At 73.1% G+C, this 18,294-nt stretch carries 15 protein-coding genes, 5 tRNA genes, 1 pseudogene and 1 riboswitch; of the genes and pseudogenes, 9 read left to right on the top strand and 12 right to left on the bottom strand.

Features of this window, described 5'->3' with window-relative positions; translation table 11 throughout:
* Positions 1–2: 2 nt before the first annotated feature.
* From lhgO to ACIQUQ_RS22015, 3 genes and pseudogenes are all read left to right on the top strand, one after another.
* A complete protein-coding gene (gene lhgO / locus ACIQUQ_RS22025; RefSeq protein ID WP_403978299.1) occupies positions 3–1,199 on the top strand; it encodes an L-2-hydroxyglutarate oxidase in 1,197 nt (398 codons plus the stop codon).
* A gap of 133 nt (positions 1,200–1,332) precedes the next feature.
* Positions 1,333–2,109 (top strand): tRNA (guanosine(46)-N7)-methyltransferase TrmB, encoded by a 777-nt coding sequence (gene trmB / locus ACIQUQ_RS22020; RefSeq protein WP_399944552.1) that lies wholly within the window; start codon positions 1,333–1,335, stop codon positions 2,107–2,109.
* A 43-nt stretch (positions 2,110–2,152) separates the two neighbouring features.
* Positions 2,153–3,031, top strand: a pseudogene (locus ACIQUQ_RS22015) (PrsW family intramembrane metalloprotease); the annotation flags it as partial.
* A gap of 76 nt (positions 3,032–3,107) precedes the next feature.
* Here ACIQUQ_RS22015 and ACIQUQ_RS22010 read toward each other — a convergent pair.
* The gene (locus ACIQUQ_RS22010; protein ID WP_403978297.1) at positions 3,108–4,115 is read right to left on the bottom strand and encodes a M23 family metallopeptidase; all 1,008 of its coding nucleotides are present in this window, start codon (positions 4,113–4,115) and stop codon (positions 3,108–3,110) included.
* 9 nt (positions 4,116–4,124) lie between these two features.
* A riboswitch (cyclic di-AMP (ydaO/yuaA leader) is annotated at positions 4,125–4,260 on the bottom strand.
* 276 nt (positions 4,261–4,536) lie between these two features.
* Entirely contained in the window at positions 4,537–5,730 is a 1,194-nt protein-coding gene (locus tag ACIQUQ_RS22005; protein WP_403978343.1) for a PP2C family protein-serine/threonine phosphatase, read from the bottom strand.
* 243 nt (positions 5,731–5,973) lie between these two features.
* Between ACIQUQ_RS22005 and ACIQUQ_RS22000 the strand changes: the two genes are divergently transcribed.
* A tRNA-Met gene (locus ACIQUQ_RS22000) sits at positions 5,974–6,047 on the top strand.
* Positions 6,048–6,134: 87 nt separating this feature from the next.
* On the opposite strand, the gene ACIQUQ_RS21995 is transcribed toward ACIQUQ_RS22000, so the two are convergent.
* A complete protein-coding gene (locus ACIQUQ_RS21995) occupies positions 6,135–6,623 on the bottom strand; it encodes an FBP domain-containing protein (RefSeq protein ID WP_403978294.1) in 489 nt (162 codons plus the stop codon).
* Between the two features lie 60 nt (positions 6,624–6,683).
* Here ACIQUQ_RS21995 and ACIQUQ_RS21990 point away from each other — a divergent pair, with 60 nt between their 5' ends.
* Positions 6,684–7,277, top strand: a complete 594-nt coding sequence (locus ACIQUQ_RS21990; protein WP_403978291.1) for a TetR/AcrR family transcriptional regulator — start codon at positions 6,684–6,686, stop codon at positions 7,275–7,277.
* Complete coding sequence (locus ACIQUQ_RS21985; RefSeq protein WP_403978289.1) at positions 7,274–7,630, top strand: DUF488 domain-containing protein; 357 nt, start codon at positions 7,274–7,276, stop codon at positions 7,628–7,630. The genes ACIQUQ_RS21990 and ACIQUQ_RS21985 overlap by 4 nt, the downstream gene beginning before the upstream one ends.
* 74 nt (positions 7,631–7,704) lie before the next feature.
* On the opposite strand, the gene ACIQUQ_RS21980 is transcribed toward ACIQUQ_RS21985, so the two are convergent.
* From ACIQUQ_RS21980 to ACIQUQ_RS21945, 8 genes are all read right to left on the bottom strand, one after another.
* Positions 7,705–7,777, bottom strand: a tRNA-Lys gene (locus ACIQUQ_RS21980).
* 70 nt (positions 7,778–7,847) lie between these two features.
* Positions 7,848–9,362, bottom strand: a complete 1,515-nt coding sequence (locus ACIQUQ_RS21975; RefSeq protein ID WP_403978286.1) for an FG-GAP-like repeat-containing protein — start codon at positions 9,360–9,362, stop codon at positions 7,848–7,850.
* Positions 9,363–9,393: 31 nt separating this feature from the next.
* On the bottom strand, positions 9,394–12,507 hold the full coding sequence (locus ACIQUQ_RS21970) for an FG-GAP-like repeat-containing protein (protein ID WP_403978283.1): 3,114 nt from the start codon (positions 12,505–12,507) through the stop codon (positions 9,394–9,396).
* Positions 12,508–12,654: 147 nt separating this feature from the next.
* Positions 12,655–14,826 carry a DEAD/DEAH box helicase gene (locus ACIQUQ_RS21965; RefSeq protein WP_403978280.1) on the bottom strand — a complete coding sequence of 724 codons (2,172 nt, stop codon included), beginning with the start codon at positions 14,824–14,826 and terminating at the stop codon, positions 12,655–12,657.
* Positions 14,827–15,021: 195 nt separating this feature from the next.
* A complete protein-coding gene (locus ACIQUQ_RS21960) occupies positions 15,022–15,606 on the bottom strand; it encodes a hypothetical protein (RefSeq protein WP_403978277.1) in 585 nt (194 codons plus the stop codon).
* Positions 15,607–15,713: 107 nt separating this feature from the next.
* Positions 15,714–16,103 carry a fluoride efflux transporter CrcB gene (crcB, locus tag ACIQUQ_RS21955; RefSeq protein ID WP_403978274.1) on the bottom strand — a complete coding sequence of 130 codons (390 nt, stop codon included), beginning with the start codon at positions 16,101–16,103 and terminating at the stop codon, positions 15,714–15,716.
* Positions 16,100–16,591, bottom strand: coding sequence for a fluoride efflux transporter FluC (locus tag ACIQUQ_RS21950; RefSeq protein WP_403978271.1), 492 nt, complete (start codon positions 16,589–16,591; stop codon positions 16,100–16,102). Before ACIQUQ_RS21950 ends, crcB begins: the two co-directional genes overlap by 4 nt.
* Positions 16,588–16,938, bottom strand: coding sequence for a metallopeptidase family protein (locus ACIQUQ_RS21945; protein ID WP_403978269.1), 351 nt, complete (start codon positions 16,936–16,938; stop codon positions 16,588–16,590). The genes ACIQUQ_RS21950 and ACIQUQ_RS21945 overlap by 4 nt, the downstream gene beginning before the upstream one ends.
* A 125-nt stretch (positions 16,939–17,063) precedes the next feature.
* Here ACIQUQ_RS21945 and ACIQUQ_RS21940 point away from each other — a divergent pair.
* The 3 genes from ACIQUQ_RS21940 (at position 17,064) to ACIQUQ_RS21930 (ending at position 17,347) form a co-directional block, all read left to right on the top strand.
* Positions 17,064–17,136: transfer RNA gene (locus ACIQUQ_RS21940), tRNA-Glu, on the top strand.
* 37 nt (positions 17,137–17,173) lie between these two features.
* Positions 17,174–17,247, top strand: a tRNA-Asp gene (locus ACIQUQ_RS21935).
* Positions 17,248–17,270: 23 nt separating this feature from the next.
* Positions 17,271–17,347: transfer RNA gene (locus ACIQUQ_RS21930), tRNA-Phe, on the top strand.
* Between the two features lie 99 nt (positions 17,348–17,446).
* Here the strand turns inward: ACIQUQ_RS21930 and ACIQUQ_RS21925 are convergent.
* Positions 17,447–18,292: a cytochrome c biogenesis CcdA family protein gene (locus tag ACIQUQ_RS21925; RefSeq protein WP_403978267.1), complete on the bottom strand. Its 846-nt coding sequence runs from the start codon at positions 18,290–18,292 to the stop codon at positions 17,447–17,449.
* Positions 18,293–18,294 lie beyond the last annotated feature (2 nt).

Raw genomic sequence — 18,294 nt, 5'->3', positions numbered from 1 at the left:
GCATGGAGCGCGTGCACTGCGATGTGGTGGTGGTCGGCGGTGGGATCGTCGGGCTGTCGACCGCGTACGCCCTGTCGCGGCTCGCGCCGGGGACGCGGGTCGTGGTGCTGGAGAAGGAGGCGGGCCCGGCCCGTCACCAGACCGGCCGCAACAGCGGGGTGATCCACAGCGGGATCTACTACCGCCCCGGGTCCCTCAAGGCGCGGTTCGCGGTCAAGGGCGCCTCGGAGATGGTCAAGTTCTGTGCGGAGCACGACATCCCGCACGAGGTGACCGGCAAGCTGATCGTCGCGACCGACCGCTCGGAGCTGCCGCGGTTGCACGCCCTGGTGCAGCGGGGCCGGGAGAACGCGATCCCGGTCAGGGAGCTGGGCCCCGCGCAGATCGCCGACCACGAGCCCGAGGTGCGCGGCCTGGCCGCGATCCACGTCGGCACCACGGGGATCTGCGACTACGGCGCCGTGGCGGAGCGGCTGGCAGGGGCCTCGGGGGCGGAGATCCGGTACGGCTCGGCGGTGGACCTCATCGGGCGCCGCGCGTCGGGCGTGGCGGTGCGGACGGCCGACGGCACGGTGGTGCGGGCGAAGGCGCTGGTGAACTGCGCGGGCCTCCAGTGCGACCGGGTGGCGCGGCTGGCCGGCGACGACCCGGCGGTGCGGATCATCCCGTTCCGGGGGGAGTACTACGACCTGACGCGGCCCTCCTTGGTGCGCGGACTGGTCTATCCGGTGCCGGACCCGGCCTTCCCGTTCCTCGGGGTGCACCTGACGCGGGGCATCGGGGGCGGCGTCCACGTCGGGCCGAACGCGGTGCCGGCACTGGCGCGCGAGGGGTACTCGTGGGGCGCGGTGCGCCCGCGGGACATGGCGTCCACCGCGGCCTGGCCCGGGATGTGGCGCGTGGCGGCGCGCCACTGGCGGTACGGCGCGGGGGAGATCCACCGCTCCCTGTCGAAGGGCGCGTTCACGCAGGCGGTCCGGCGGCTGCTGCCGGCGGTCACGGAGGACGACCTCACCCCGGCCGCGGCGGGGGTGCGGGCCCAGGCGGTGCTGCGGGACGGGACGCTGGTCGACGACTTCCTGATCCGCGAGGCGCCGCGTACGGTCCACGTCCTCAACGCCCCCTCGCCGGCCGCGACGGCCTCCCTGCCCATCGGCCGGGAGGTGGCCCGCCGGGCACTGGCGGCGCTGGCGCCGTAGCCGGGGATGCCGGGCGGGGCAGCGCGACCGCGCCGACGCCGGGAGGGCGGCCCGCCCGGCCGGATGCCCGGCCGGGGCCGGCTCCCGCTGCCGGGATGCCGTGCGGGCCGGCCGCCGTAGAATTGGCGGCACTGTGTCTGAGTCCCTGAACCCCCAGCCCAAGCCCCCTCCGGTGTGGCGCCACCAGCCCCGCTTCCCGGACGGCCCCGCCCCCGACCCGGCGGGCTCGCACCACGAGCGGCGCATCCGCAGCTTCCAGCCGCGCCGGAGCAGGGTGACCACGAGCCAGGAGGACGCGCTCCGCCGCCTCTGGGGCACCTGGGGCCTCGACATCGACGGCCGCGAGGTGCTCGACCTCGACAAGATGTTCGACGGCCTGCCGGTGGTCCTGGAGATCGGCTTCGGCATGGGCGAGGCGACCGCGCAGATGGGCGCCGACGACCCCGGCACCGGCATCCTCGCCGTCGACGTGCACACCCCCGGCCAGGGCAACCTCCTCGGCCTCGCCGAGCGCAACGGCCTCACCAACATCCGGGTCGCCAACGGCGACGCGATCATCCTGCTCCGCGAGATGCTGGCCCCCGCCGCCCTCGCCGGGATGCGCGTGTACTTCCCGGACCCGTGGCCCAAGAAGCGCCACCACAAGCGCCGGCTGATCCAGCCCGAGTTCCTGACGCTCGCCGCCACCCGCCTCGCGCCGGGCGCGATCCTGCACTGCGCCACGGACTGGGAGGAGTACGCCGAGCAGATGCTCGAAGTGCTCAGCGCGCACCCGGACTTCGAGAACACCCAGCCGGACGGCGGCTACGCGCCACGCCCGGAGTTCCGGCCGCTCACCCGCTTCGAGGGACAGGGCCTGGACAAGGGCCACGTCGTACACGACCTGTTGTTCCGGCGCACCGAGAACTGAAAACCAGCCCTCCGGTACGCGTCCGGATCGCTACTGTCGTGGCGTGTTCCGGGTCCTGTCTCGCGCGTCCATCGGGCTGCTCGCGGTCGCCGGAGTGCTGATCCTCGCCCTCGTACGGGAGCAGACCGGCACCCAGGGCTTCCTCGTCGGCCTCGGCCTCGCCGTCCTGCCGGTGCCACCGCTGATGGCGGTGTTCCACTGGCTGGACCGGACGAAGCCGGGGCCGTGGCCGCAGCACCTGTTCGTCTTCGCCTGGGGGGCGTGCGCCGCGGCGCTCATCGCCATAGTGGCCAACAGCTTCGCGACCCGGTGGATAGCGGCCGCGACCCTGGACCCGCACGACGCCGACCAGCTCGGCTCGATCGCCATCGCCCCGGTGGTGGAGGAGTGCGCCAAGGCCGCCGCCCTGCTGCTGGTCTTCCTCTTCCGCGGCCGGCGGTTTACCGGGATCACGGACGCGATCGTGGTGGCCGGGTTCACCGCCACGGGCTTCGCCTTCACCGAGAACATCCTCTACCTCGGCAACGCCTTCGGTGAGGACCTCGGCAGCGGCACCTCGCTGCTGGACTCGGTGACGGCCGCGACCTTCTTCGTGCGGGTGGTGATGTCCCCGTTCGCGCACCCGCTGTTCACCGTGTGGACCGGGCTCGGCTTCTGCTGGGCGGCCTTCTCGGCCGGGCGGTGGCGGCGCATCGGGCTGCCGCTGGCCGGGCTGGCGCTGGCGATGGCGACGCACGCGCTGTGGAACAGCTCGTCGGAGTTCGGCGAGTACGGGTTCTACGTGGTGTACGCGACCGTGATGGTGCCGGTCTTCGGGGTGCTGGCCTGGCTCGGGGTACGGGCCCGGGGGCGCCGGGACCCGCTGTTCGTACCGGCGATGCGGGGCGCGGCGTACGCGGGGAGTGCGGTGGGCCCGTACGCCGCGGAAGCGGTGGACCCGTACGCGGGAGCCGTGGCCCCGTACCCTCCGGGCGCCGTGGCCCCGTACCCCGGCGTCGTCAGACCGTCAGGCCCTTGTCCCGCAGCCACGCCAGCGGGTCCACCGTCGCTCCGCCGGTCCGCACTTCCAGGTGCAGATGGGCGCCCGTGACGTTGCCGGTGGCGCCGACGCGGCCGATGGTCTCGCCGGTGGTGACGGTGCCCGAGGTGACGGACATCGAGGACAGGTGGCAGTACCAGACCTCCGTGCCGTCCTCCAGCTGGAGGACGATGCGGTAGCCGTACGCGCCGGACCAGCCCGCCGAGATGATCTTGCCGCCGTGCACGGCCTTGACCGGGGTTCCCGTCGGCGCGGCGAAGTCCAGGCCGGTGTGGTGGCCGGAGGACCACATCGAGCCGGAGTCCCCGTAGTGGGAGGTCAGGGTGTACGAGGAGGTGGGCAGCGCGTACTGGCCGGCCAGCTTGGCCAGGCGCTCCGCCTCGGCCTTGGCCTCCGCGGCCGCCTTCGCCGCGGCCTCGGCGGCCTTGCGCGCTTCGGCGGCCTTCTTGTCCGCGGCCTCCCGCTCGGCCTTCGCCTTCGCGGCGGCGGCCTGCTCGGCGGCGCGCTGCGCCGCCTCCTTCTCCTGGGCGACGGCCGCGTCCGCCTGGGACTCGGCCTGCTGGAGGATCCGGTTGCGCAGGGCCTCGCCGGCGTCGGTGCCGGCCTCGGCCTGCTCGGGGGTGACGCCCGCGTTGGTGAGCGGCGCCTCGATGGGGGTGCTCTCCTGCGCCGCGTCCGCCTCGTCGTCGGGGAGCAGCGAGGGTATGGATATCGCGACCGGGGGCTTGTCCTGGGCGGTGGCCATGCCGGTGGCGCCGACGGCGGCGATGATGCCGACGCCGAGGACCGTGGAGCTGCGGGCGAGTCCGCCGCGCTGCTTGGCGACGCGGTGGCGGCCGCCGGCGGGACGGGCGGAGTCCTCTGTGGGGTTCCACTCGCCCCATGCCCCGGCACCGGTTCCGCCCGGGTAGGGCGAGTCCGTCTCGATGGACCCGGCGGCTTCGGGGGCAGGCCTGCTGGACGCCACGGGGGCGCTCCTTTCCTTCCTTCTGGCCTACCGGGTTAGCTGACGGGTTCGGAGCAGGAAGGTCTCCTACGGGTCGGAAAACGACCCGATTCACCCCAAGTTGGTGGTTCCCCGGTTCCCTCACGGGATTCGGCGCGCACGCGCACGGTGCCGTCACTTGCGACGGCTGGGACAGCCGAACTGCGTTATCGAACGGTAATAGACAACAGGGAGTGATTCCAAGCTCCCTTACTTGATCCTTCACATCAACCGGCCATTCCGTGACCGACGTTGGCCAGGGCAAATGCCTCATCCGACGCCAGACGGGGACGAGACGCCTGCACCGGCATCGCCACTCCGGCCACTTCCGTACCCTGACGATCCGTCAATTGCCCGGCCCCCCGACCCGCTTCGCTCACGCTGCGTGGCCGGTCGGACGCGCTCAGCGGCGCCGTACGGTGGAGACGGACCTCCGGCGGGCGGTCTGACCCGGCGTCGGGCGGACGACCGCGAGCAGCGCCATGTCGTCGGTGGCCCCGCCGCCGGTGTGCCGCCGCACATCGGCGATCAGGCCGGACAGCAGCTCCTCCGGCCCGGGGAAGATCCGCCCCCGCAGCCGCTCGGCCGGCTCGTAGAACGCGCCCGCGGCGTCCCGGGCCTCCGAGAGCCCGTCGGTGTAGAGCAGCAGCGTCGAGCCCGCGGGGAAGTGCCACGCGTCCGCCCGGTACCCCCCGTCCCCCAGCTCGCCCATGCCCAGCGGCAGGGCGGCCTCCGCGGGGGCCAGCACCTCCAGCTTCCCGTTGGCGCGCAGCAGCAGCGGCTCGGGGTGGCCCCGGTTGACCATGCGGAGCGTGCCGCCGTCCGGGGTGACCTCGGCCAGTACGCACGTGGTGAACCCCTCGACGGAGTCGAGGCTGTCGCGCCGGGTGCCCTCCCGGGCCAGGGCGCGCTCCACCCGCCGGGCGACGCCCTCCAGGGTGGGTTCGAGCTCGGCCGCCTCGCGGAAGGCGCCGAGCACCACCGCGACGGCCTCGACCGCGCCGAGCCCCTTGCCGCGCACGTCGCCGACCGCGAGGCGGACGCCGTACGGGGTGTCCTGGACGGCGTACAGGTCCCCGCCGATGAACGCGTCGGCGTCGGCGGCCTCGTAGCGGGCGGAGACGTGCAGTCCCCCGATGCGTCCGGCGGGAGTGGGCAGCACCGCGCGCTGGGCGACCTCGGCCACGCCGCGCGCGGAGGCGAGCTGTTCGCCGCTGCGCCGGACCACACGGTTGATCAGCAGGGCCAGGACGGCGACGGTGAAGACGGTCACCAGCTCGGTAACCGCCTCGACCTTGCCGGAGCTGCCGTTGCGGAGCTGGAGCACGAGGACCGCCAGGGCGGCGCTCGCACCGGTCAGCAGGGTGGTGGTAAAGGCGAAGAGCGGGGCCGCGATCAGCGGCGCGGCGGTGAAGAAGGGCGCACCGGTGAAGCTGGGCGGGGTCAGGACGTCGAAGACCAGTCCCAGGACGATCAGGAGCACCGGGAGCACGCGCAGGAAGGTCCGCGCGAACCGTCTGCCGCTGCCGTCACCGATCCGGCTCCGGGCCCTGCCCGCCACCCGGGCCCCCCGGAAGGAACCTCCTCGCTGCCCCAGCCCCACCACGTCTCTCCCTGACCGGTCCGCTCGCGCCCGCGGCACGGGCCGCTGCCGCCCCGCCTCCCAAGGCTGCGGGCGGGGCGGCCGTACGGCGACCCGGCAGGGCCGAACGGGTGCCGTGCCCCGGTCGTGCCCCGCGCGTGCCCCGGTCGGCGACCGGGGCACGCGCCCCCTCGGGAGCGCCCCGGGAAACAAATGGCGTCGAGCACCCCCCGGAATGGCGTAAGCTGTAATCACCGACGCGGGGTGGAGCAGCTCGGTAGCTCGCTGGGCTCATAACCCAGAGGTCGCAGGTTCAAATCCTGTCCCCGCTACTCAGCACGAGGCCCGGATCCTTCTGGATCCGGGCCTTCGTCGTTCCACGGGCGCCCCACGCCTCCTCCCCCCACGCCCCCTCCCCGTCAGAGCTTGGCGAGGAAGGCGTCCAGGTTCCCCTTCATCCGCTCGACCTGCTGCTCCACGGTGAGCGTCTCCTCGAAGCGGCCGCCGGGCTCGGGCTGCTTCCTGCCCCGCACGTAGAGGGAGCAGTCGAGGTCCGTGCAGATGTAGACGCCGACGGAGTTGCCCTCGCGGCCCTCGCGCCCGGACTTGCGGGCGGTCATCAGGGAGACGCCGGAACCGGGGTGGGTCGTCAGGCAGAAGGTGCACATGCTGCGCTGCAGGAACCCGCGCTTCACGGAGGGGAAGCGCAGCGTGATGCCGACCAGACGGCCCGCCCGCTCGGTGACGAGGTAGCTGCGGTCGGGCGCGGAGAGGTCGCGCCAGCCGAGGAAGTCGAGGTCGTCCCAGGGGCGTTCGGCCAGGTCGCGGGGCATGGGCAGGCGTTGGGCCTCGCCCTTGGAGCAGTTGATGAACGAGCCGCGGATGTCGGATTCGGTGAGCGCCTTCATGTCCGGCACGCTAATCTTCCTAGACCCCCTAGGCAAACCATTAATTCGATTAGGGAGAACATGCCCCGAGCAGGACTGACCGCCGACCGCGTCGTCGAGGCCGCCGCCGAGCTGGCCGACTCCGCGGGGCTCGGCGGCGTCACCGTCTCCGCCCTCGCGCGCGGCTTCGGCGTGAAGGACGCGAGCCTGTACTCGCACGTGCGGAACCTCCAGGACCTGCGCACCCGGCTCGCCGTGCGCTGCGCGGCCGAGTTCGCGGACCTCATCGGCGCGGCCGTCGCCGGGCGCGCCGGGAAGGCCGCCCTCGCCGGCTTCGCCCACGCCTACCGCTCGTACGCCGTCGGACATCCCGGCCGCTACGCCGCCACCCAGCTGGAGCTGCCCGCCGACGTGCTCGCCGCCTCGCCGGGGCACGAGCGGATGGTCGAGTACACGTACGCGATGATCCGCGGCTACGAGCTCGGCGAGCCGGACCGGACCGACGCGGTCCGGCTGCTCCGCAGCACCTTCCACGGCTTCGCCGCCCTGGAGGCCGCGGCCGCCTTCCACGCGGCCCGCGACCTGGACGCCTCCTGGGCCCGGATGATCGACGCCCTCGACACGCTCCTGGCGAACTGGCCGCCGGCCGGCCCGTCCCCCACCCTGGCCCCATGAACCGGAGCAGCGAGATCCGAGTGGCCCGCGTCTACGACCCGCCCACCGACGGGGACGGCACCCGTGTCCTGGTCGACCGCCTGTGGCCGCGCGGCGTGTCGAAGGCGGACGCCCGGGTGGACGAGTGGCCCAAGGACCTCACCCCGTCCGACGACCTCCGCAAGGAGTTCCACGCCGGCGACCTGACGGACACCGAGTTCCGCGCCCGGTACGAGTCCGAACTCGCCGCCCCGGAGGCCGCGGAGGCCCTCACCCGCCTGCGCGCCCTCGCCGCCGACGGCCCCGTGACGCTCCTCACCGCGGTCAAGGACCCGGCCCACAGCCACGTTTCGGTCCTCCTGGCCCACCTCTGAACACACGGAAGCGCCCCGCCCGGGAAACCCGGACGGGGCGCTTCGCGGCGTCCCCCGGAGGGACCGCCGAGCGGTAGGCCATGTCGGACTCGAACCGACAACCAACGGATTAAAAGTCCGCTGCTCTGCCAATTGAGCTAATGGCCCACGGTGTGCTCACCCCTGAGCATAGCCGGACACCGCCGGTCAGCCGATCGACTATCAGGGGTGAGCTGCGTCAGCCGATGCGGAGGTAGTTCTTCCACTGGGTCGTGGCCCACTGCTTGCGGGGCAGGAAGTTGCCCTTCCCGTCCGCGTTGTAGACGTACGCCGCGCCGGTCGGCGTACGCGTCACGATGTCCTGGCGGCCGTCGGCGTCGATGTCGCCGCTGCCGACGACGGCGTTGTACGCGTTCCAGCCGCCGCCGATCCGGGTCGCCCCGGAGAACCCGCCGGCCCCGTTCCCGCGGAACAGCCACAGCGTGCCGCCGGCATCCCGGGCCACCAGATCCGACCGCCCGTCACCCGAGTAGTCGCCACGCCCGACGATGGCGGTGTACTGCCCCCACCCACTGCCGACCCGCGTCCGCGAGGGGAACTTCCCGTCCGCCGTCCCCCGGTGCAGCCACAGGACTCCCGCGGAGTCCCGCCCGACGAGGTCGTTGTATCCGTCGCCGGAGAGGTCGCGGGGGGCGAGCAGCACCCCGTAGATGTCGAAGTTGGCGCCGATGAACGTCTTGGGGGCCGACGGCAGCCGCGGCGGGGGCAGCTCCATGTCGACGCGGTACAGGTTCCCGTCCGTGCGCCGGGCCAGCAGATCCCCGATGCCGTCGCCGTCGGCGTCGCCCATGGCTGTCAGCAGCGGGAACTCCTGGTAGACGTCCACCGTGGTGCCGTACTCGTCCGCGGCACAGTTCCGGGTGCGGTTGATCGAGGTCCCGCAGTAGTCGATGAACCCCAGGATGCCCCGCTGCCGCGCCACCACGCCGCCGGACTCGTCGTAGGAGTCCACTTCCCTGTCCCGCGACCATTCGACGAGCAGCGAACGGTACGTCCGCACGGCCGTGTAGAGCCGAACGCGTGACGAGGCACAGCCGCTCGCGGGGGTGGCAGACAGACCGATGAGCTTTCCGCCTGCGACGAGCGCGCCCCCCGCGTCACCGAGACACCGTTGCTCCTTCGGGACGTACGGCGCACCAGGTGCGGGCGTGGTGCACAGCGTGCCGGCCGGCAAGGAGCGGCCCAGGAGCGCGGCGCAGTCGGCGGCGGAGCCGACCACCACCCGCTCGGAGTGCGCGACCTCGTTGCCGCGCGGGACGGCGAACGTCCAGGAGTGGAAGTCCGCCTTGGTGCCGGCGGCGTACAGCGCGCCGTCCGCCGCCGTCGCGAGCACGGGCGCCTGGGTGTAGCGGCCCGCGTGCGCGACGGCCAGGGCCGCCCGGCGGGTGGCCGGGTCGTACTGGGGGTGGATCCGGTAGCGCGCGCCTCCCACGTCCCACACCATGTCCGACTTGGTGCGACCGGTGAAGCAGTCAGGGCCCGTCGCAGCCCGCCGTGAGGCGAGCACGACGCCCGAACAGTGCTTGATCCGGCCGTCCTCGTCGTCCGTGGCCCTGATCGCGGTCAGCCACGACGGCATGGAGGCCTCGGCCTCCGACGCAGCCCCCGCCGGGCCCGCGCCCGTCAGCAGTCCGGCGACCATCGCCGCCGCTGTCACTCCCGCCGCGCCCAGCCGCTTCACTCGTGCGCGCACGCGCGCCTCTCTTCCCTCACGGTCGTGCATGTCAGAACAGCCCCTTGTACGCACCGAAGCCGGTGGTGATCCTCGTCGTGGCGGAGAGGCCCGCCGTGCTCGTGCCCTTGTTCAGCAGGAGGTCGCCCGCGGCGTTGCGGGAGACCACGTCCGGGCGGCCGTCGCCGGTGATGTCGCCGACGCCGACGAAGGCGTTGCGGCCCACCGCCCAGCCGTTGTCCTTCACCCGGACGCGCGGCTTCACCGTGCCGGTGGCCACGCCGTCGTACCGCCAGACGGCGTTGTTGCCGTCCACGGCCAGCAGGTCGCCGACGCCGTCGCCGTTGAGGTCGCCCGCGCCGAAGACGGAGCGGTACAGCTTCCAGTTGAGCTGGATGCGGACGGCGGGCCTGAAGGCGCCGGTGCCGTTCGCCGCGTACAGGTACATGTCGCCGGTCGAGGCCTTCCGGACCACCAGGTCCGCCCGCCCGTCACCGGTCAGGTCCCCGGGCGAGGTCAGCACGTCGTACTGGCCCCAGCCGGTGCCGATCACCTGGGAGCGGGTCGTCGGCACGACCGCCTTGCCGCAGTCGGCCAGGTACGCCCTGAGCACCCCTGCCGCGTCGCGCACCAGCAGGTCGTTGCACCGGTCGCCGTTCAGGTCCCCGAACGGCACGGGCCGCGAGGTCGTCGGCCAGCCCGCCCCGGACAGCTTCGCGCCGAAGCCGCCGCGGCCGTTGCCCTGGTGGAAGGTGAACGTCCCGGACGAGCTCAGGGCCAGCAGGTCGCCCCGTCCGTCCTGCCCGAGGAAGTCCCGCCGGGCGGCCGAGCCCGACACGGTGACCGTGCCGGAGGCCTTGAGGTCCACACCCTTTCCGTCGGCCGGGCGCGCCGTCAGCGACCACGCGTAGGAGCCGTTCGGGACGTTGTGGCCGTCGCCGTCCTTGCCGGTCCACGCCGGGCTCAGCAGGCCCCGGCGCTGACCTCCCGTCAGGGTCCGCACGACCTTTCCGGTGGCCTTGTGGGTGAGGGTCAGCGTGTACGACGCGGTGGGCTTCGAGGTCCACCACATGGGCTGCCACGAAGCCCCGCCCGTCAGCCGCGCGCCGCCCCGCACCGCGGAGTCGGTGACCACGACAGCGCTCGCCGCCCCGGAGGGACGGACGACGTGGACGGTCTGCGCCTGGTCCGTATACGCGAGGCGTCCGCCGTAGGGGTCGATGACCCAGTCACGTCCGAAGTTCCTGAAGTCCCCCATCGGCTCCGACGTGAACTCGGTCACCGCCGTTCCCGAGCGCAGGTTCGTGAGCACGAGGCGGTCACCGGTCACCGTGACCACGTACCCGTCGCCGAGCTGCACGCCACGCGTCCAGGTCGCGTCGGGCAGGGGGAAGCGTGCCTTCGTCCGGCCGTTGTACGCGACGGCCTTCCGCCCGTAGGCACAGCTCGCGTGGAACCATTCGCCCACGACCTTGAGGTCGTACGGACGGCAGCCCGACCCGAGGTCGACCCGGCGCACCACCTGGCCGGTGCGCAGGTCGGTGCCGGCGATCACGCCGTTGTCTCCGTCGGCCTCCCAGAGCGTGCTGCCCCAGAGGGCGGAGACACCGCCGCTCATCACTTTGAGGACCTTCGCGCTGTCGATGTCCGCCACGACGTACACGACTTCGGCTCCCCGCGTCGCGAGGAACAGCACGTAGCGGCCGGAGGCGGACTCGATCCTGCTGGGGCGCAGCCGGTCCATACTGTCCAGCCGCACGACGCGGACGGCGCCCCCGGCGCGGGCATCCCGGACGTGAGCCTCGACGACGCAGGACATGCACTCGAAGCCCTTGTCCGCGGGTGCCAGACCCACGAGCCTGCCGTCTCCCGTGGACGCGTTCCAGGTGGACACCTCCGGCGAGCCGCCGTCCTCGTTGTCGCCCGCGCAGACGAGGGTGTCGGACTCACGGCCACAGGTCCAGGAAGGCGCTTTCGGAGCAGTGTCCGGGTCGCTCAGGGACAGGTTGTAGGCCTCCAGCGTCCACGGCGTACCCCGCTGGCCGATGGTGAGCTGCCCATGGGCGAAGCCGAGGTGGTGACCCCGCTCGGCCGGCTTGGGAGGAGTGCGCAGCACCTGTCCGGCCACCGGCGTGCCCGTCCCGTCAGGGACGATCCGCTGTACTCCCCAGTGCTCGGAATCGGTACCGCCCACGATGTAGGCACCGCCGTCCGACCCGGCGCGCAGCCGTTCGTCACGGGACCTGGGCAGCAGAAGCCGGGATGTGCCGCCCTTCATGGGAACGGCGGTCACGGCCTCGCTGTCGGTCCAGCGGGAATGGACGACGAGCCAGTCGCCCACGGGCTGCACGGAATCCGCCGACGAAGGGACCGGAACGGCGCGCGGCGGAGCCGAGAGGTTCTGACGGGAGTACGCGTACGCAGTGGTCTCACCCGCGTGCTGCACCACCCATCCGGCACTGAGTCCGACTTCCACGTGGCTGCCGCGGGCACCGAACGCGTGCGGTACGGAGCGCAGCTCGGCCGTGCCGAAGTCCACGAGCCCGAGGACACCGCCCTCCGTACCGCCGTCGCCGTGGCGGACGAGCGCGCCGCGCTCGTCGAAGGCGAGCACTTCGAGGAAATCGGTGATCCGCCCGGGTACGGACACGACGTCGTCGGCGCCCGGCTCGCTCCGCCGGCCGATCAGGTGCAGGGTCAGGTCGCCGTCCGCACCCTGCTCGTACGCGAGCACGCGACGGGAGGAGTAGGCCGGGGCCCACTTCCGGTTCTCGGGCCGGGGCACGCTCTCGCTCTTGCCCGAGGCGAAGCTGTAGATCTTGAAGCCGTCCCCGTCCCGGTCACCGCTCTCGGGATCGCAAGCCATTTCGTCGCCGAGGAACGCCATGCGGTCCGTGGATCCACATGCGCCGTGGTGCTCGACCCGGCCGTCCCCGAGGCTCTGCCAACGGAGATCGCTGCTGGCGGCGTCCCACGTCGTGACGCCCGACCCGGCCGCGTAGAAGCTCTCCTCCGCGGGCGTCTGGTGCGGCGGTGCCGGAATCGTCAGCTCCCGCACCGGCACATCGGCCGCGGCGGCCGGTACGGCCCACGCCCCGGCGGTCAATGCCCCCGCCCCCATGGCCAGTGCCAGCGCGGCGGCGCCGAGTGCACGTGACCGTCCCATCCGTTCCCCCTGAATACGAAGTGCCCGGGGTACGCGGTCCGTGCACGCCCCCCGGCAAAGCCTGCGGATACTACAAAACGCACAGGGCCCGTGCGACACCGAGGTGTCGTACGGGCCCTGTGCGTCCGTCAGTCAGCCGAGGGGCGCTCAGCCGTTGCGCTTCCAGCGGGGCTTGTCGTCGCGGCGGCCGCCGCCGAAGGAGCCGGAGCCGGAGCCGGAGGGGCGGTGGTCGTCGCGGCGGCCGTACGGGCGGTCGCCGCCGCCGGAGCGGAAGCCGCCCGAGGGACGGTCGTCGCGGCGGTCGCGGTTGAACGGGCGGTCGCTGCCGCCGCGGTGGTCGCGGCGCTCGAAGCCACCGCGCTCGTTGCGGTCACGGTTGAAGCCACCGCGGTCGTCACGACGCTCGAAGCCGCCACGGTCGTTGCGGTCACGGTTGAAGCCACCGCGGTCGTCACGACGCTCGAAGCCACCGCGGTCGTTGCGGTCACGGTTGAAGCCGCCACGGTCACCGCGGTCGTCACGGCGGAAGCCGCCACGGTCGCCGCGGTCGTCACGGCGCTCGAAGCCACCGCGCTCGTTGCGGTCACGGTTGAAGCCACCGCGGTCACCACGGTCACCGCGGTCGTCACGGCGGAAGCCACCGCGGTCGCCCCGGTCGTCACGGCGGAAGCCGCCACGGTCACCGCGGTCGTCACGGCGCTCGAAGCCACGGTCGTTGCGGCGCTCGAAGTTGCCCCGCTCGTCGCGGCGCTCGCGCTCCTCGACCACCGGCTGCTCGGCGACGGCCGCCGCCAGCTCGGCCTCGGCGACCTCGGCGGCCTCGGCCACCGCGGCCTCCGGGTCCTCGCCCCGCTCGCGGGCGGCACGGGCGACCAGGCGCTCGGCCTCCTCGCGCAGCTCGGCGGCGCGCTTGGTGATGCGCTCCAGCTGGCGGGTGAGGTCGGCGACCTCGCGCTCGGCCTGCTTGGCGGCGTTGTTCGCGGAGTCGGCCTGGACCTCGGTCAGCGACCGGGCACCGGTGATCTCGGCGACCTCCGGGTCGAAGGCGCCCGCGCCACCGACGATGTGGCGCGAGGCGTCGACGCCCGCGTCCTCCATCAGGCGGAAGATCTGGCGGCGCTGGTGCGGCAGGGCCAGGGAGACCACGACGCCGGAGCGGCCGGCACGGGCGGTGCGGCCCGAGCGGTGCAGGTAGTCCTTGTGGTCGCCGGCGGGGTCCACGTTCAGGACCAGGTCGATGCCGTCGACGTGGATACCGCGGGCGGCGACGTCGGTGGCGACCAGGACGTTGACGTAACCGTCCTTGAAGTCGGCCAGGGTGCGGGTACGGGCGCCCTGGGTCATGCCGCCGTGCAGCGCGTCCGCCTTCACGCCGGCGTCGCGCAGCTGCTCGGCGACGCGGTCGGCGCCCAGCTGGGTGCGGACGAAGATGATGGTGCGGCCCTTGCGGGCGGCGATGGCGGCGGTGACCGGGGCCTTGTCCTTCGGCTTCACGACGAGGACGTGGTGGGTCATGGTGGTGACCGCGCCGGCCGACGGGTCGACCTCGTGCGTCACCGGGTTCACCAGGTAGCGCTTGACCAGGCTGTCGATCTCGTTCTCCAGGGTGGCGGAGAACAGCAGGCGCTGGCCGCCGGCCGGAACCTGGTCGAGCAGCTCGGTGACCTCGGGCAGGAAGCCCAGGTCGGCCATCTGGTCGGCCTCGTCGAGGACCGCGATCTTGACCTGCTCCAGGGAGCAGGCGCCGCGGTTGATGATGTCGCGCAGACGGCCCGGGGTGGCGACGAGGATGTCGACACCGCGCTCCAGGGCGTAGATCTGGTTGCCCATGGACGTACCGCCGCAGACGACCTTCATCTTCAGGCCGAGCACGTCGCCGTAGGGCTGGAGGGCGTCCGCGACCTGCATCGCGAGCTCACGCGTCGGCGTGAGGATGACGCCGCGCGGCTTCTTCCGCTCGGTCTGGCCGCCCGCGAGGGTCGCCAGCAGCGGAAGGCCGAAGGAGAGGGTCTTGCCGGAGCCGGTGCGGCCACGGCCGAGGATGTCCTTGCCCGCCAGCGCGTCCGGGATGGTCGCGGCCTGGATCGGGAAGGGGGTGGTGACACCGTTCTGGCCGAGCTTGCGGACGACGCCCTCGGGCAGACCGAGGTCCGCGAAGGTGATCGTGGGCTCGGTGGCCTCGTCGGAGACCTCTTCGACCGTCACGTCGGCGACGTCGGCCTCGTAGGCCTCGATGACTGCGTCGACCTCGACGGTCTCGACGGCCTCCACCGAGTCGTTCTCGGGCATGACGGCACGGTCAGAACTGGAAATGGACATGCGAATGCGAAAACCTTCCGGAGTCTCGGCACGCGCCCAAACTCCGTGAATCGCAAAACGACCGCCTCAATGCGGTCAGCCACGGCAAGGGAGAGTACGCGCCACGCGGCGCTCTTCGGGTTCGGCGCCGGGCAATGGGATCAAACGATCTATAACCATACGCACCTCACCCCCCTGATGGCAACTTGATCTGCCTCATGCGGGCCCCACCTGCGGCGATGCCGCCGGTTCCGTCAGCGGTACGGAGCGTTCCGCGGCCGCCTGGGGCTGGCTCTCGGACGACGGCGCGGGCGAGCTGGGCTCGGGGGACGGCTCCGGGTCCGGGCTCGGCGGCGGGGTCTCGACCGTCGGGGTGGGATCGGCGCCGCCGCTGCCGCCCCCCGGCTCCGGCTCCTGGCTCCCCGTTCCGGGCCCGGGCCCGGCCGAGCCCGACGGGGTCGCGCCGCCCGGCACCCCCGCACCGCCCGCCGCGCCCGCACCCGCGCCCGCCGACGCCCCGGCTCCCGGGCTGGGCGTGGCGCCGACCGGAACCTTGCCGTCCTCGGCGGCCTTGCCCCCGTCGGCCTCCTTGCCGCCCTTCCCGGAGTGCCCCGCGCCCCGGCCCCGGCCGCCCTGGCCGTACCCGACACCGCCGTCCGGCTCGGCCGCCGCCTCGCGCCGGTCGGCGGACGACTTCGGCGCGGGTCCGCCCGAGTCGTCGCTCACACTCATGCAGCCCGCGGTCGCCGCGACCGCGAGGGCGGCGACGACCAGTCGTACGGGAGCGGGGAACTGGCGCACGGCGCACCTCCGGAACGGGGGTCAGGCGGGTCAATGTGCCCAACTCCCGTCACCCCGTCAGGGACACGCGTGCGGACGCACATCGGCCCCCACACCCCGCGCCGTCCTCACGCCGACAACTGCTCCGCCAGCTCCAGCCCGAGGTGTACGCCGCCCAGCGCCACCAGCACCGAAGCCGCCGCGTTCGCCGCCGCGAGGAACCGCCACCCGCGCTCCGCCAGCCGCAGGGTCTCGTACGAGAACGTCGAGTACGTCGTGAGCGCCCCGCACAGCCCGGTCCCCAGCAGCGCCTGGAGCGCACCGCCGGCCCGCCCCGCGAGCACCGCCCCGGTCAGCACCCCCAGCACCAGCGACCCCACGGCGTTCACCGTGAACGTCCCCCAGGGGAACACCGAATCGTGCCTGGACTGCACCGCACGGTCCGTCAGGTAGCGCAGCGGCGCCCCCACCGCCCCGCCCACCGCGACCAGCACCCAGGTCCCGGCCCCGCCGCTCACGGCCCCACCGCCGGAGCCGACGCCCACCGCCGCACCAGCAGCCGCGTCACGGAGGCCGCGAGCCACACCGCGCCGAGCGCCCCGCCGAGGGTCGCCCCCGCGTAGGCCAGCGCCGTGCCGGCCTCACCCGCGTCCAGCAGCCGCGAGAACTCCAGGGCATAGGTTGAGAAGGTGGTGAACCCCCCGAGCACCCCCACCCCCAGGAACGGCCGCACCAGCGGGTGCGCCCGCCGGCCCCCCTCGCCGACCAGCACCATCAACACCCCGATCAGCCCGCACCCCAGGACGTTCACCCCGAACGTCCCCCAGGGGAAGGCCCCCGGCGCGGCGGGCCAGGCGAGCGCCACCGCGTAGCGCGCGAGCGCCCCCAGCGCACCACCCGCGGCCACGGCGGCCAGCACCGGCCCGCGCCGCTCGGCCCGGTGGGCCGGCACGTGCAGGTCGACGTCCGGGTCGATGGCCTCCGCACCCGGTACGGGCCGGGTCACCCGTACCCCAGGGCGTGCAGCCGTTCGTCGTCGATGCCGAAGTGGTGGGCGATCTCGTGGACGACGGTCACCTCGGTCTCCTCGACCACGTCCTCGCGCGTCTCGCAGATCCGCAGCGTCGGGTTCCGGTAGATCGTGATGCGGTCGGGCAGCACCCCGGCGTACCACTCGCCGCGGTCGGTCAGCGGGGTGCCCTCGTAGAGGCCGAGCAGCTCGGGGTCGTCGGCCGGCGGCTCGTCCTCGACGAACACGGCGACGTTGTCCATCAGCCGGGTGAGCTCCGGCGGGATCCGGTCCAGGGCCTCCGCGACGAGCTCCTCGAACTCCTCACGCGTCATCTCCAGCACCCGGCCATTCTCCCCCGCGGACCGGCCGTTCCCCCCTCGGAGGAAACCGTTTTGGCGATACCTCCTCCCATCCCATATGCTTCTCACGTCCCCGACGCGCTGAGAAGCGCCCAGGTGGGCCCTTAGCCCTCATCGTCTAGTGGCCCAGGACGCCGCCCTTTCAAGGCGGTAGCACGGGTTCGAATCCCGTTGGGGGCACGCTGTAACCTGTGCGAGAGTAATCTCGTACAAACATGGTCCTGTGGAGCAGTTGGTTAGCTCGCCACCCTGTCAAGGTGGAGGTCGCGGGTTCAAGTCCCGTCAGGATCGCTGAGGCTCGCAAGAGTCCTCGTGGCTGGGTAGCTCAGTTGGTACGAGCGATCGCCTGAAAAGCGATAGGTCGCCGGTTCGACCCCGGCCCCAGCCACCATTGGAAGGCCCCGTCCTCGGACGGGGCCTTTCGCGTTGCCCGGACTCCCCCGGAGGGGGGAGCGGAGCACGGGCGGCTCCTCCCCGCCGGCACGGGCCGCTACTCCCCGCGGCTGCCGGCAGCCGCCTCGCCGCGGGCCGCCCGCCGCCAGCGCACCAGGCCCACCACGAGCGCACCGGCCGCCACGCCGCCCAGCAGCGCCCAGTCCGGCACCGCGTCCGCGAAGCCGCGCACCCCCTGCTCCACGGCGTACGAGTCGTCCACGTCCAGCAGCCCGGGCAGGGCGCTCGCCCCGTCGTACGCCAGGAACAGCGCGCCCAGCACGATGAAGAACAGCCCGGACAGCAGCGAGGTGGTGTGCAGCCGGAACCGCCCCGCCGACAGGGTCCGCCCGCGCAGCCAGCGCCGCCGCCCGAGGTCGAACCGCTCCCACAGCAGGGCCAGCAGGAAGAGCGGTACGGCCATCCCGAGCGCGTACACGGCGAGCAGCAGACCGCCGTAGACCGGACTGCCGCTGACCGCGGCCACCGTCAGGACGCTGCCCAGGATGGGGCCGGCGCAGAACCCGGCGAGCCCGTAGACGGCGCCCAGCGCGTACACGGACAGGGCGGTGGTGGGGCGGATCCGGCCCGACAGCTCCGCCAGGCGGCGCGGGGCGAAACCGAGGCCGAGGATCTGGGCGAGGCCCAGCGCGATGATCAGCCAGCCGCCGAAGAGGACGAGCTGGTCGCGGTGGCCGTGGAAGAACCGCCCGGCGAACGAGCCCGCGGCGCCCAGCGGCACGAGGGTGGTGGCCAGGCCGGCGTAGAAGATCCCGGTCCGCGCCAGCAGGCGCGAGGCGGAGTCGATCGAGTACGCGAAGAAGGCCGGCAGCAGCAGGGCGCTGCACGGCGAGAGCAGCGCGAGCAGACCGCCGAGGAAGGCGGCCAGGTAGCCGATCTCCACGG

This window comes from Streptomyces sp. NPDC101118 (assembly GCF_044759445.1).
Lineage (GTDB): Bacteria > Actinomycetota > Actinomycetes > Streptomycetales > Streptomycetaceae > Streptomyces.
This window is presented reverse-complemented; position numbering and strand designations above follow the sequence as displayed.

What these genes read in the sequence shown, in the direction of transcription:
- lhgO (WP_403978299.1), top strand. Translation starts at nt 3, where the DNA reads ATGGAGCGCGTGCACTGCGATGTGGTGGTGGTCGGCGGTGGGATCGTC.
- ACIQUQ_RS21990 (WP_403978291.1), top strand. Translation starts at nt 6,684, where the DNA reads ATGCCCCGAGCAGGACTGACCGCCGACCGCGTCGTCGAGGCCGCCGCC.
- ACIQUQ_RS21970 (WP_403978283.1), bottom strand. Translation starts at nt 12,507, where the DNA reads ATGGGACGGTCACGTGCACTCGGCGCCGCCGCGCTGGCACTGGCCATG.
- ACIQUQ_RS21965 (WP_403978280.1), bottom strand. Translation starts at nt 14,826, where the DNA reads ATGTCCATTTCCAGTTCTGACCGTGCCGTCATGCCCGAGAACGACTCG.
- ACIQUQ_RS21995 (WP_403978294.1), bottom strand. Translation starts at nt 6,623, where the DNA reads ATGAAGGCGCTCACCGAATCCGACATCCGCGGCTCGTTCATCAACTGC.
- ACIQUQ_RS21985 (WP_403978289.1), top strand. Translation starts at nt 7,274, where the DNA reads ATGAACCGGAGCAGCGAGATCCGAGTGGCCCGCGTCTACGACCCGCCC.